Annotated in this window: 12 protein-coding genes, 1 pseudogene and 1 riboswitch; of the genes and pseudogenes, 6 read left to right on the top strand and 7 right to left on the bottom strand. The window is 39.5% G+C overall.

Annotation, left to right across the window (positions count from 1 at the left end; translation table 11 throughout):
* Nucleotides 1–47: 47 nt before the first annotated feature.
* From ACWPVZ_RS09855 to ACWPVZ_RS09845, 3 genes are read right to left on the bottom strand one after another with little or no spacing between them, the layout of a single operon-like run.
* Nucleotides 48–749, bottom strand: a complete 702-nt coding sequence (locus ACWPVZ_RS09855; protein WP_048673843.1) for a hypothetical protein — start codon at nt 747–749, stop codon at nt 48–50.
* Nucleotides 718–1446 carry a hypothetical protein gene (locus ACWPVZ_RS09850; protein WP_048673841.1) on the bottom strand — a complete coding sequence of 243 codons (729 nt, stop codon included), beginning with the start codon at nt 1444–1446 and terminating at the stop codon, nt 718–720. Before ACWPVZ_RS09850 ends, ACWPVZ_RS09855 begins: the two co-directional genes overlap by 32 nt.
* Nucleotides 1415–2110 (bottom strand): hypothetical protein, encoded by a 696-nt coding sequence (locus ACWPVZ_RS09845; RefSeq protein ID WP_454381919.1) that lies wholly within the window; start codon nt 2108–2110, stop codon nt 1415–1417. Before ACWPVZ_RS09845 ends, ACWPVZ_RS09850 begins: the two co-directional genes overlap by 32 nt.
* A gap of 142 nt (nt 2111–2252) precedes the next feature.
* Between ACWPVZ_RS09845 and ACWPVZ_RS09840 the strand changes: the two genes are divergently transcribed.
* From ACWPVZ_RS09840 to ACWPVZ_RS09830, 3 genes and pseudogenes are all read left to right on the top strand, one after another.
* Entirely contained in the window at nt 2253–3626 is a 1374-nt protein-coding gene (locus ACWPVZ_RS09840) for a UDP-N-acetylmuramoyl-tripeptide--D-alanyl-D-alanine ligase (protein ID WP_454381918.1), read from the top strand.
* Nucleotides 3627–3715: 89 nt separating this feature from the next.
* Nucleotides 3716–4381, top strand: a pseudogene (locus ACWPVZ_RS09835) (YwaF family protein).
* Between the two features lie 349 nt (nt 4382–4730).
* Nucleotides 4731–6275 (top strand): peptide chain release factor 3, encoded by a 1545-nt coding sequence (locus ACWPVZ_RS09830; RefSeq protein ID WP_454381917.1) that lies wholly within the window; start codon nt 4731–4733, stop codon nt 6273–6275.
* Nucleotides 6276–6639: 364 nt separating this feature from the next.
* Here ACWPVZ_RS09830 and ACWPVZ_RS09825 read toward each other — a convergent pair whose 3' ends face one another.
* The 3 genes from ACWPVZ_RS09825 to thiT form a co-directional block, all read right to left on the bottom strand.
* Nucleotides 6640–7818: a ryptide export MFS transporter gene (locus ACWPVZ_RS09825; protein ID WP_454381916.1), complete on the bottom strand. Its 1179-nt coding sequence runs from the start codon at nt 7816–7818 to the stop codon at nt 6640–6642.
* A 112-nt stretch (nt 7819–7930) separates the two neighbouring features.
* Nucleotides 7931–8794 carry a helix-turn-helix domain-containing protein gene (locus ACWPVZ_RS09820; RefSeq protein WP_064520739.1) on the bottom strand — a complete coding sequence of 288 codons (864 nt, stop codon included), beginning with the start codon at nt 8792–8794 and terminating at the stop codon, nt 7931–7933.
* A gap of 169 nt (nt 8795–8963) precedes the next feature.
* Complete coding sequence (gene thiT / locus ACWPVZ_RS09815) at nt 8964–9539, bottom strand: energy-coupled thiamine transporter ThiT (protein ID WP_073689546.1); 576 nt, start codon at nt 9537–9539, stop codon at nt 8964–8966.
* An 80-nt stretch (nt 9540–9619) separates the two neighbouring features.
* Nucleotides 9620–9738, bottom strand: a riboswitch (TPP riboswitch).
* Between the two features lie 103 nt (nt 9739–9841).
* On the opposite strand from thiT, the gene ACWPVZ_RS09810 reads away from it, so the two are divergent.
* The 3 genes from ACWPVZ_RS09810 (at nt 9842) to ACWPVZ_RS09800 (ending at nt 12921) form a co-directional block, all read left to right on the top strand.
* Complete coding sequence (locus ACWPVZ_RS09810; RefSeq protein ID WP_021152428.1) at nt 9842–10222, top strand: PH domain-containing protein; 381 nt, start codon at nt 9842–9844, stop codon at nt 10220–10222.
* Nucleotides 10223–10234: 12 nt separating this feature from the next.
* Nucleotides 10235–11140, top strand: coding sequence for a magnesium transporter CorA family protein (locus ACWPVZ_RS09805; RefSeq protein ID WP_148512912.1), 906 nt, complete (start codon nt 10235–10237; stop codon nt 11138–11140).
* 194 nt (nt 11141–11334) lie between these two features.
* Nucleotides 11335–12921 (top strand): DEAD/DEAH box helicase, encoded by a 1587-nt coding sequence (locus ACWPVZ_RS09800; RefSeq protein WP_008535313.1) that lies wholly within the window; start codon nt 11335–11337, stop codon nt 12919–12921.
* Nucleotides 12922–13154: 233 nt separating this feature from the next.
* On the opposite strand, the gene ACWPVZ_RS09795 is transcribed toward ACWPVZ_RS09800, so the two are convergent.
* Entirely contained in the window at nt 13155–13970 is an 816-nt protein-coding gene (locus ACWPVZ_RS09795) for an SH3 domain-containing protein (RefSeq protein ID WP_454381915.1), read from the bottom strand.
* Nucleotides 13971–14067: the final 97 nt, after the last annotated feature.

Below are 14067 nucleotides of genomic sequence, written 5' to 3'. Positions count from 1 at the left end.
TCCTGCTTCTAGCTGAGCTAGATATAAGCAGGAGTGGTTGTTTTGTTTTAGGGTGATTTTTTTCTCACCTTTTTGCTTTTTATGTTTCTCCACCCAATGACAATAATTGACAAGAAAGCGGTTTCCACCATTCCCCAAAAAAGAAAAGAGTCAATATAATCAAAAAAAGTTTTGCGTTCACCATAGACCGAGGTAGAGCCATCTTTCCAAGTAATGATTTTGTCCCTATCATCAATCCTTTTGTAGGACTCATCATTATAAGTCAAATAATGATCCTTCCGTACATACATATTCAAATAGTTATAGCCGTGCTTTGTGGGAAGGTCTGAAAACAGACTTTCCTTGGCGTAAACTTCAATGTAAATGGTTCCATCTTTAAGACCTTTAGTTTTCTGAGTTCGAGCATTTTTGATAAGGAGTTTTCCATCTTGTACAATCTCCCAATCGTACTTACGACTTCTTCCTCCTTCGTTATAGGAAATAGCAAGCTTGTGGTTTTCAGACTGCCATAGCCCGTAGATACTATTTTCACTGATACCATCATAAAAGAATCTAATATAGATGTTGACTATAGGTACCATGATTAGAAAACAAATACTCAAAATCTTGACTAAACGGTCTTTGAATTTACCCCAACGTGCTCGCCATCCAGTTTTGTACTTTTGTGTTCTTCGATATTCATTTTGTGAATGGTCACTTATATTAATTTTCTGTCGGTCAGCGTATTTTCTCTTTAGTTGATGCCTCATTTAGCCTATTTTTCCTTTTTAGATTTCTTTTTATTCTCCAATCGACAAAAATGACATACAAAATCATAGAACCAATAATTCCAAATACGATATAAGGTTTCAGACGATCAAACAAGGTTATTCGTTGACCATAAAGGGATTTTGAACCATCATTCCAGGTAATGCTCTTGTTTTCATCATCAATCCGTTTGTAGGATTCGCCATCATAGGTCAAATAATTGTCTTTACGGACATACATATTTAAATAGTTGTAGCCGTTCTTTGTGGGAAGGTCTGAAAACAGACTTTCCTTGGCATAAACTTCAATGTAGAGGGTGCCATCCTCTAAGCGTTTAATATCATCAACGCGTGCATCTTTAATGAGGACATTTCCATCTTGAACAATGTCCCAATCACGCTTACTTCCCTTTGAACCTTCTTCATATGATATGGCAATCTTATGATTTTCAGATTGCCACAGACCGTAGATACCATCTTTAGAAACCCCATCGTCAAAGAAAATCATATAAACGATGAAAATCGGTATCATGAGTAGGAAACATATCCCAAAAATGTTGGCTAAACGGTCTGTAAATTTATCCCAGCGTGCTCGCCATCCGGTTTTACGTTTTTGTTCTTTTCGATATGCTTTTTGTGAATGATACTTTCGATTGAGTTTCTTTCGGTCAGCGTATTTTCTTTTTGATTGGTGTCTCACTTAGTTTTTCTCTCCTCTTTTGCCGAGCCTCTGTAATGATAAGAACTGAGCAAATCCCCATAAGTATCAAATAGAGGGCTTCAAAAACCTCATCTATAGTGGTTTTTCGTTCACCATAAGGGCTGGTAGAACCATCTTTCCAAGTGATGGACTTGTTTCCAGAATTGATACGCTTGTAGGACTCACCGTCATAGGTAAGATAATTGTTTTTGCGAAGATAGAAATCCATATAGCTGAAGCCGTCCTTGGTGGGTAGGTCTGTCAGGTAGCCTTCCACAGTGTAGAGCTCCATGTGAAGAGTTCCGTCATTAAGCCGTTTGACTGGGTGAGTTCTAGCAGCATAGATAATATACTTACCATCCTGTACGACTTGCCAGTCGATATTTCCTCGTTTCCGAATATGCTTATAGGAAATCGCTAACTTATGATGATTAGACTGCCAGAGACCATATATGTTATCTTCATTGACTGTATAATGATCATAATAATAAAAGCCACCCCAAAGCAGTGCAAGCAGCACTAAGATAATCAATTCAGATGTTGGCTCTAGTGGGATTATCTTTCTCCAATTAAAGCGCCATCCTTTGGGTTCTTCAATACTTTGGCAGTCGCTATTTATATTTTCCTCTCCTTTAGAGAGGTTGATTAATTTTTTCTTTGTCATGCCTAATCCTTTCATCAACCATTGTAACAAATTCATCTCCCAAGCAAAAGCTAGCCTGATTTGTGATATAATTGGGAGTGATTGCGGGCAAGAAAATCTTATTTCTTGCCAGACTTGTAAAAATAAAACAGAGGATTTTAAGATGAAACTGACACTCCATGAAATTGCCAAGGTTGTTGGCGCTAAAAATGATGTCACAGCCTATGAAGATGTTGCCATTAACCAGATTGAGTTTGATAGCCGTAAGATTACAGCGGGCGACCTCTTTTTGCCGCTCAAAGGTGCGCGTGATGGACATGATTTTATCCAAACAGCCTTTGAAAATGGTGCTCTAGCGACATTCACAGAAAAAGAATTATCGGCTGATCAAGCCTATATCCTAGTTGATGATGCTCTTGAAGCCTTCCAAAAACTGGCTGCCTACTATCTTGAAAAGACTGGTGTTGACGTTATTGCTGTGACTGGTTCTAACGGTAAGACAACGACCAAGGACATGATTCATGATATCTTGGCCACAACCTATCGTACTTACAAGACACAAGGTAATTACAACAATGAGATTGGTCTTCCTTATACTGCCCTACACATGCCTGACGATACGGAGAAAATCGTCCTTGAGATGGGGCAAGACCACATGGGAGACATTCACCTCTTGTCAACCTTGGCGAAACCAAAAACAGCTGTTGTTACCTTAATCGGAGAGGCTCATTTGGAATTCTTTGGTAGCCGTGACAAGATTGCTCAAGGTAAAATGCAAATGCAAGACGGTATGCCTGATGGTAGCCTCTTGCTTGTACCTAGTGATTCTATCGTCGATCCATTCTTGCCAAGCAATCTTGACGTGGTACGCTTTGGGGATGGTGCGGAGCTTACGGTCTCTGAGTTGACAGAGTTCAAAGACCACCTCACCTTCTCAACAAACTTCCTAGACGGACAAGTTACCTTGCCAGTCACTGGAAAATACAATGCCACAAATGCCATGGTTGCTGCCTATGTCGCAAAACACTTGGGTGTAACTGAGGAAAATATCCTCTCAGCTCTTGCTAACTTGCAGCTTACAAAAAACCGTACTGAATGGAAAAAAGCAGCTAACGGTGCCGATATCCTTTCAGATGTCTACAATGCCAATCCAACAGCCATGAAGCTCATTTTGGAGACCTTCTCAGCTATTCCTAAGAATGAAGGAGGCAAGAAAATGGCTGTCCTAGCTGATATGAAAGAACTCGGTGAACAGTCTGTGCAACTTCACACGCAGATGATACTAAGTCTGACACCAGATGCTATTGATACGGTGATTTTCTACGGTGAAGACATTGCAGAATTGTCACAACTTGCTAGCCAAATGTTCCCTCTTGGTCATGTTTATTATTTCAAGAAAACAGCTGACGAAGACCAATTTGACGCTATGGTCAAACAAATCAAAGAAAGCCTAGGTGAGCACGATCAAATCTTGCTCAAGGGCTCTAACTCTATGAATCTAGCTAAGGTTGTGGAAAAACTCCAAGCCAAGGATTAAGTTCTCTAACCTGCTTTCTAAAGCAGGTTTTTGCTTTACCCTGAAATTTGATATAATAGCAGGCATAGTAATTTCAGCAGGAGAAGAGAATGAAGGATTTTTTGACAACCACCCAAACTCATCCACCCCAGATACCTTTACCCTATTATTTGCTTATGCTTTTGGCGATGGTACTTCTGAGTTACTTGAGCTGGCGTTGGTATAAGAATAAGATATGGCGTTGGACCTTTCTCACTATCCAAGCCATTTAACTCTTTGCCCTTTATACCTGGTACCTCTGGCAGGGCTTTCCTCTGTATATTAGTCTGCCCCTTTACCATTGCCGCATGGCTATGTTTGCTGTTCTCCTCCTGAAAAATAGTAGAATAAAGAGCTATTTCGCTATTATGGGAGTTGTCGGGACATACTGTGCATTGATTTATCCAGTATTTGATCCCTATGAGTTTCCACATATCACAGGCTTTTCTTTCCTAATTGGTCACTATGCCCTACTGGTCAATAGCCTCAATGTCATTTTTAACAGTTATAAAATCCATCCCATCAGCAAGCGGCTGATTGTGGTGGCTACCTTATTACTGAACCTAGGTCTTGTAATAGTTAATCAGACCATCGGTGGAAACTATGGCATGCTTAAACACACACCATTTATTATGGGAACCCCCTTACTTGTCAAATACCTTGCTGTTTCAGGAGCTCTGGTTATTCTCATGATAATCATGAAAAAAGGTCTGGAGCGTTTTGAAGAGAAATATTAAATAAATGAAGAAATACGCTATCAGAAAGTTGGTAGCGTGCTTTGTCATTTTATTTGTTTTATTCTAACACAAAACGCTTTCAGAATTGCTTTCACACTGTAATTTGGATATAATAAAAGAGCTGTGCCTGCGAGAATTATCGCAAGCCTCGACAACAAATGTAGCTTTCAAAAGACAGAAATTTTCTGAAAGAAGAGCTACAACGATCTTGCTTTTCGTTCTGGTAAAAAACCTATTGCCATTAGTAGCTCTGGGACATGGGATTTTTGAGATTTACAAAGAAGCTGCTGACATCCATACCACTAAGGAAAAGTAACAAAAAGATAATTTTTAAAGAAGAAAGAAAACTATGAGCATTCAAGACGAAATCAAAAAACGCCGTACTTTTGCCATCATCTCTCACCCCGATGCCGGTAAAACAACAATCACTGAACAATTGCTTTACTTTGGGGGTGAAATCCGTGAAGCTGGTACCGTAAAAGGTAAGAAAACCGGAAATTTTGCCAAATCAGACTGGATGGATATTGAGAAACAACGTGGTATCTCAGTAACCTCATCTGTGATGCAGTTTGACTATGCGGGTAAACGTGTCAATATCCTTGATACCCCAGGGCACGAGGACTTCTCAGAAGATACCTACCGTACCCTTATGGCGGTTGATGCTGCCGTCATGGTTGTTGACTCAGCCAAAGGTATCGAGGCCCAAACCAAAAAACTTTTCGAAGTTGTCAAACACCGTGGGATTCCTGTCTTCACCTTCATGAACAAATTGGACCGTGATGGACGTGAGCCACTTGACCTCTTGGAAGAGTTGGAAGAAGTGCTTGGTATTGCCAGTTACCCAATGAACTGGCCTATCGGTATGGGTAAAGCTTTCGAAGGACTTTACGACCTTTATAACGAACGCTTGGAGCTTTACAAAGGTGATGAGCGCTTTGCCAAGATTGAAGATGGTGATACTCTTTTTGCCAACAACCCATTCTATGAGCAAGCTAAAGAAGATATTGAACTCTTGACAGAAGCGGGTAATGAATTCTCAGAAGAAGCTATTTTAGCTGGTGAATTGACACCGGTCTTCTTCGGTTCTGCCCTTACTAACTTTGGGGTTCAAACCTTCCTCGATACCTTCCTCAAATTTGCACCAGAACCACATGGTCACAAGACAGTGGATGGTGACGAGATTGATCCTCTCAACAAGGATTTCTCTGGTTTTGTTTTCAAAATCCAAGCCAATATGGACCCACGTCACCGTGACCGTATTGCCTTCGTTCGTATCGTTTCTGGTGAATTTGAGCGTGGTATGAGTGTTAATCTAACCCGCACAGGTAAAGGAGATAAGCTCTCTAACGTCACTCAGTTCATGGCCGAATCTCGTGAAAATGTCGAAAATGCCGTTGCTGGAGATATTATCGGGGTTTACGATACAGGAACTTACCAAGTTGGTGATACCCTTACTGTAGGTAAAAACAAATTTGAATTTGAGCCACTACCAACCTTTACGCCTGAGTTGTTCATGAAAGTTTCTGCTAAAAACGTCATGAAACAGAAGTCCTTCCACAAAGGAATCGAACAATTGGTGCAAGAAGGAGCCATCCAGCTCTACACCAACTACCAAACAGGCGAATACATGCTTGGTGCCGTTGGTCAACTTCAGTTTGAAGTCTTCAAACACCGTATGGAAAATGAATACAATGCCGAAGTCGTTATGACACCAATGGGTAAAAAGACTGTGCGTTGGATTCAACCTGAGGACCTCGATGAACGCATGTCATCAAGCCGAAATATCTTGGCCAAAGACCGCTTTGACCAACCAGTCTTCCTCTTTGAAAATGACTTTGCCCTCCGTTGGTTTGCGGATAAATATCCTGATGTAACATTGGAAGAGAAGATGTAATGTACTAAGATTGCTTGGCTATTTCATAGCCTAAGCAATCTACGCCACGTCCTATGGGACAGTGGCTAAGTCCCTTACTAACTCGAAAACGGAAAATAATCGTTTCCGTTTTCTCATGTCGTAATGCTATGTATAGTTTATGTAAATCGTTCATCTTTTGACGCTAGCCACTATCTTGTGTCTAGCTAGCCGTCTCACTAACTACGTCAGACGAATAATATCGATTCGTCTGACTTCGTGTCGTAACATCTTAATAATGATATCTACGTCACATCTCTAAAACAACACAAAATATAGGACTATCTAATCAGATAGTCCTATATTTTTTATAAACCTAATAGTTATCAAGTATACCTATGATTAATTACTTTAGATAATCACGATTATGATAAATCAAGCCAGCTTCTAAAAGTATGCAAATTGTTGATAGCCAGAAACTTGTTGTAATTCCAAATTTTTCAGTAATAGAACTCATCAGAAAGACGAAAACTGAAAAAGCAAGGGTTGAAATGACTTCAAATACAGAATAAACATGTACTAACTGATTTTCATCGACAGTTTCCTGAAGAAAGACACTTTCAGGTACTTCTTTTAACTGAGAAAAGAAGCCGATTAAACTTGAGAAAATTAAAAATGTTTGTGTGTTTGAGAAAAAGAGGATACTGGCTGTGATGGTCGCCATTGCTAAGAGTGAAAAGAGAATACTTTTCCACTTATGGGCTAAAAACTTTTCGGATAGTTTGTAGACAATTATTCCACCTAAAATGATACCAAGGGAATAGGCTGTATTTGAGTAGCCCCAGTAACTTTCAGTTTGTTTTAACACCTCGGTTACAAAAACAAGGATTACAGACGATACCCAGATTGTATTTGAGAAGTCCTCTAATAAATTTGCTTGAACAAATAACTTTAATTTAGGATTTTTTGCAACTAACTTCCATCCTTTTACTAGAGTATCAAGATTTGTCTCCGCTTCTAACTGCTCTATTTTGGCCTGAGGAAGAAAGAGCATCATAAAAGTGGAAAGGAGATAAAGGAGTAAGACTATCAACAGTGTGGGAAAAAGACCAAGCGAAGTATATAAGAGACCGCCCAGTCCCCAACCAATCAATTGTACTCCCTCACCACTCATTGATAAGGCAGCATTTGCCTTTCCCAAATTTGTGGCATATCTAGGAATCATGGCATAAGATACGGGTGACGCAAAGCCATCTAAGATAGAAATAGCGACAACAAAGATATACATTCCTAAGGCTGGAACAAATTGAGCCTTAATGAGCATTACAAGGAGTATTGCTAATAAAAAAGTCTTTCCACATTGAGTGAATGAAAGCACTCTATTTAAGGCTAGTTTTTTAGTTACTAATGGCACCAGAAGGCTTGCCACGAAAGCTGACAATCCGATTAGAATCGGAACCATTGAGGTTGCAATAACGGATTTTGTAATGACGTAGATATTTGCAATGAGAGATACCCTGAGAAAAATGTCAGCTAAGTTAGCAAATAACTGAGAGATAAGTAATTTCAGAAAGGATTTAGACATATCGTTTCTCCATATTGGTTACCAAATCTGGAAATGAAATTGGATTCACACATATTTTTAAATAATTTTACAAGAATAATAAGCTTATTTAATAAATTCCCATATATGCTTGCTAACTATTTTTATCTATCAATTTTTTCAAATGCGCTTCATAAGTCTTTGCAATATTCTTGCTCCCTGCCAATTTCATGGCATCAATACATTTCTTCATTTCGATAATAGACTGATTGCTTCCTTCTTTTTTATATTGATAATAATTTTGTGCATATTGAAAAACCAATCGTTCATAAATTTCAGTCTCGATAAAAAAGCATTGGTTTAATTGTTTTTCGAAATACAGTGCATCAATGAGCTCTCCTCTTTCTATACATGTAATATAAACATTTAATAACATGGTTGATATCATGCGTCGATTATTAGGAATCTCTTTGTAAAAATCAGACCTTCTAGACATCTCCTTTGCCAAAACCATAAGAGTCTCATGGTTCAACACATCTAAGGTATTTGCAAAAATCAATAATTCATAATAACCCCAGTACTCAACACTAAATAGATAATCGGTTAAATCGGTTAGGTCCTGCTGTGTATAATAGCTTTCTCCCGATAAATCCTGTAAGCGAATTTTTAATAAAATAGTATTAATGTGATGAAATTTTTCTCGTTTAGGTTCTGATTTTAGTTGGGAATTAAGTAGTTTCTTTAATCCATTAATATCATGAGTCGATACAAAAAGCTGAATCTTTGCTAATAGTTCATTCAGTTCATCCCGATGAAAATCATGGACAGCATACATGAATTCGTCAATAGGCATGTTAATCTCGTCCAATATCAACATAAACTTTGTAATGGTTAAGTCTGTCTGACCTTTTTCAAAACGAGACAGTTGAGATGTCGAGATACCAGCTTTTGCGACATCTTTTAATCGTATCCCTCTTGATTCACGAAATTTTTTAAAAATATCTCCAAATTTTTGCATGGGAAACCTCCAGTTTGCATATATGGGAACATATATTTTTTTTGTATCTTAACATAAAAAACAGTAAAACAAAAGTGAGGTTATTACTGTGAATAGGCAATAATTGCTGTTTTTTATATAAACAAGAAAAACCATAGGACTGCCACTTAAGACTGTCCTATGGTTTCTTTTATTTTTCCGTATTGAGTAATCTGCCTAGGAATCGTTGTAGGGCGAAGAAAACGATGAGGCTGGCCAATGTTTCTCCAAGGAAGGATGAGCTATTGATAATAAATGAATAGAGATAAGGGCTTTGTCCTTTAGGGGCATAGCTTCCCCAAAAGATGACACCGGCTATAAAGTGAATGAGGTAACGAGCAAAGCTACCAAGCAGAATCCCCTCAGTAATCACCATCAGAGACTTGACTTTATTACCTTCTTTAATGGCTTTATCAAGGGCTGGTTTGACCACACCACTGATACCAATCAGACTAAAGGCGACAAAATACTCCAGAAAACCTTGTGTTAAGGTTAGCCAACCACCGGCTGCCTGTCCTGTCACCACTTGAAGTAGCCCCCAGATAAGACCGCCCATAGCACCAGCCTTTAAGCCCCAGCGAAAACTGAGGAGAAAGATGGGTACCATCTTAAAGGAAAGGGAAATCCAAGGGCCTAGTGACATGGGCTGGGTAACTAGGTCCAGGATATAAGCAATGGTTGCAAAAAGGGCAACCTCAATCATTGGCCGAATATTTGTTTTCGACATAAAAAAACCTCCTATACCAATCGTCTTGATTGGCTATTTTTGCCACATCAAAACGACGTCATAGAAGTTCCTCTATTTCAATCTATTTTGAGACACATCCCTACGCAGGTCCTAACCTGATCAGGTGGTAAGAGTTTAGGCAAGTCTTGAAAAAAATTCAAGCTAGCCATTCTCAGCAATTGCTCCTCTTGTGACTCCTTAATTGTACTACCAGAAACCCATTTCTGCAAGTGTCTGAAATCCTAAAATTGTGGTATAGTTAAAGCAAGGATTATCTTTACAATAAAAAAGGAGAAATAACTATGGGACTTTTTTCAGGACTGCTTGGCAATGCATCTAAAAAAGATAATGATAAGGTTGAGCGTCAATTGGAGGGTATCTTAATTCCAGGTGAACAAGTGGAGTTAGCCTATGTCCTTGTTCGTGACCTGATTGTCTTTACAGAGAAACGCTTGATTTTAGTCGATAAACAAGGTGTTACAGGGAAGAAGACTTCTTACAAGTCTATCCCTTATCACTCAATCTCTCGTTTCACTGTAGAGAGCTCGGGCCACTTTGACCTAGATGCTGAACTTAAGATTTGGATTTCATCAGCACTTGAGCCTGCAGAGGTCCTTCAATTTAAGAGTGATAATAATGTCTTTGAAATCCAACAAGCTTTGGCAGCAGCAGTGCTTGAGTAATGAGGAAGAAAAATGTTTATTGAAAAAGAACTGGGTTATAAGCGTCACTGGATTAATATTGACTCAGATATTATTTCTGAGCAATCCTATCTTTATACCAAGTATGATATTGATCAGGAAACCATAGAGTATGCTTTGGATAAAAATGAACGAGCCCACATGGACTACAACCGTGAGACTGGGACAATCACCTTTATCTATAACGTTCTGGCGCTTGAGAAGGACAAGGAATACTATGAAACCATTCCTCTGACCTTTATTGTTCAAGATACACGTTTGGTGACCATTAGTAACGAGGATAACGCTTATGTGATAAGCAAGATGCAAGATTATGTGGATAACCATGAGGATTTGTCTATCTACAAATTGCTCTTTGCAGGACTTGAGATGATTTCAAATGCCTACTATCCCGTCATTGAACGTTTGGATCAGCAAAAAGATGAGGTTAGTCGACGTCTAAGGCAGACCACGACAAGTAAGAATCTTTACGATCTTTCAGATTTGGAAACAGGCATGGTCTATTTGGTGGCTGCAGCCACACAAAACCGTCTTCTATTGGAACACATCAAGGGGCACGCCATTTATCGTCGTCTCAATGAGGTCGAAAAAGAACAGTTTGACGATGCCATGATTGAAGCTAGACAGTTAGTAGCCATGACGGACCTCATTTCTAAGGTCTTACAGCAACTATCAGGTTCTTATAACAATATCCTAAACAACAACCTGAACAACAACTTGAGCAATCTGACCATTATTGAGGTACTTTTAGGAGTGCTTGCCGTTATTACCGGTTTCTTTGGGATGAATGTTCCTCTACCGTTTATGACTGTCAGTCCAGCCTGGATTTTCATCATTATCGGTAGTGCGATTCTTTGTTTGGTCTTGGCCCGCTACCTGCGTTGGTTGGTCCATAAATAATAATTAGTGAGTGAAACCGTCTTCTCAAATTGGAGGCGGTTTTAAAACGTTATTCACTGTCTTTTTATTCTTAAATATGATAGACTAGATGAGTTGTTAAAATAAACGACTATTAAATACAGGTAGTTAACATACTACACAACCAAGTCTCATAAGGTGGCTTCGCACCGCCTTCAAATAGAAAGAAGAATACTTTGAAATTTACAGATTTAAACCTATCAGAAGACATCCAATCAGCTGTTGTAGCTGCTGGTTTTGAAAAGCCATCACCTATCCAAGAGTTGACGATTCCACTCGCTCTTGAAGGTAAGGATGTTATTGGTCAGGCCCAAACTGGTACTGGTAAAACAGCTGCCTTTGGTTTGCCGACCCTAGATAAAATTCGTACAGAAGAAAATACAATCCAAGCCCTTGTGATTGCCCCAACACGTGAGTTGGCAGTGCAATCTCAAGAAGAGCTTTTCCGTTTTGGCCGTGATAAGGGCGTTAAGGTTCGCTCAGTCTACGGCGGTTCTAGCATTGAGAAACAAATCAAGGCCCTCCGTTCAGGTGCCCATATTGTAGTAGGGACACCAGGTCGTCTCCTTGACCTTATCAAACGTAAGGCTCTTAAACTCAATAATATCGAGACTTTGATTTTGGATGAAGCTGATGAAATGCTTAACATGGGCTTCCTTGAAGATATTGAAGCTATCATTAGCCGAGTGCCAGAAGAACGTCAAACCCTTCTCTTCTCAGCAACTATGCCTGATGCTATCAAACGTATTGGCGTTCAGTTCATGAAAGATCCTGAGCATGTGAAAATCAAGGCTAAAGAATTGACCAATGTTAACGTTGACCAATACTTTATCCGAGTGAAGGAACAAGAGAAGTTCGATACCATGACTCGTCTTATGGATGTTGACCAACCTGAATTGTCAATCGTCTTTGGACGTACCAAACGTCGTGTGGACGAGTTGACACGTGGTTTGAAACTTCGTGGTTTCCGTGCAGAAGGTATCCACGGTGACCTTGACCAAAACAAACGTCTCCGTGTTATCCGTGACTTCAAGAACGACCAAATCGATATCTTGGTTGCCACAGACGTTGCGGCGCGTGGTCTTGACATTTCAGGTGTTACTCACGTCTACAACTACGATATCCCACAAGATCCAGAAAGCTATGTTCACCGTATTGGACGTACAGGACGTGCAGGCCAATCAGGTCAATCGATTACTTTCGTTGCTCCAAACGAAATGGGTTACTTGGGAATCATCGAAAACTTGACTAAGAAACGCATGAAAGGTCTTAAGCCACCAACAGCTCAAGAAGCCTTCCAGGCTAAGAAGAAAGTTGCCCTTAAGAAGATTGAACGTGACTTTGCGGATGAAGCTATCCGTTCTAACTTTGACAAGTTCAAGGGCGATGCGGTTAAATTGGCTCAAGAATTCACACCTGAAGAATTGGCGCTTTACATCTTGAGCTTGACCGTTCAAGATCCAGAGACAATGCCAGAAGTGGAAATCGCACGTGAAAAACCATTGCCATTCAAACCATCAGGTGGTGGCTTTGGCGGTAAAGGCGGCAAAGGTGGCCGTGGCAACCGCGGTCGCGATAACAACCGTCGTGGTGGATACCGTGGCGACCGTAACCGCGATGACCGAGACGGTGGCCGTCGTGACTTCAAACGCAAGTCTAAGAAGAATAGCCGTGACTTTGAAAACCATGGCAACAAACGCCCACACCGTACCTCAAGTGAAAAGAAAAACGGCTTTGTTATCCGTAACAAGGGTGATAAATAAACAATGAAAACGCTCTATGAAAATAGAGCGTTTTTTTATATACTTATTTTTTGAAACTTTCCTCAGGTGAGTGCGGACGTCAGCGAACTTTTTCAAAGTTTCAGCTACTTTTCTCACAGCGGGGAATCTCACTTGTTGATTGCTTGGCGTACAAAAATAGAATGACTTCATTTTTTAGATTATTGGTACAAAACTAAATGATAACAAAGTAAGCTAAACGTTTAAAAATCAAATCAATTCACCTGAACATATCTTCTAATGCCACTTGAACTAATGTAAGACAACCATTCGTGTCCATCTTCTGTGACTTTCATGTCATAGTTAACGTTAGAGCCAGGATCGAGGTAGAATTCAATAGGTGCATTTACACTAGGTGAATTTTTCACTGGGGTTTGTTGTACAGTTTGATAACTACCGGATACTGAGGTACCACTATCTACTGGAGTTGTTACTGAATTGTTATCAGCTTGGACATAGCGTCTAATACCACTAGTACTAATGTAAGACAACCATTCATGACCATCTTGAACAACTTTCATATCATAGTTAACATTAGAACCGGCATCAAGATAGAATTCAACAGGTGCATTTGTACTTGGTGAATTTTTCACCGGAGTTTGTTGAGTTGTTTGATAGCTACCAGATATTGAGATACCACTATCGATTGGGGTAGTTGTTGCACTATCTTTGGTAGGTTGTTCTTGAGTAGATGGTGAGTTACTTGTAGATTGTGACGATGATGGTGATGATGGCTGGCTGTTGTTCGAAGCAACTGAGGAGGAGGCATCATTATTATTTTGTAATGAGTTTGAGTTAGAAGATGCATTATTTGAAGAATCTTTCGTTTGTTTACTTGAACTTGAAGCTTTACTACTATCTTTCGTCGATGACTTAATCTTACTAGACGAGCTCCTAACTTTACTGCTTTCTACTGTTGGTTTCGTTTCGCTAGTCTGTTTCTGACTAGAAGTTGAACATGCTCCAAGTAATACCAATGAGGACACGGTGATTATGGAAAGTAGAAATTTGTGAGAAATCTTGTTTTTCATATTATTTCCTCTTTTCTAGCTTATTGAAGATAAGTAAGTATTTTCAAGGCTCGTGAAAACATGCCATTAAGAAACATAAAATTTTCAATTTATATTT

Source organism: Streptococcus sp. Marseille-Q6379, assembly GCF_965119505.1.
Note: the sequence above shows the minus strand (reverse complement) of the source record. Positions and strands in the feature narration are given on the sequence as shown.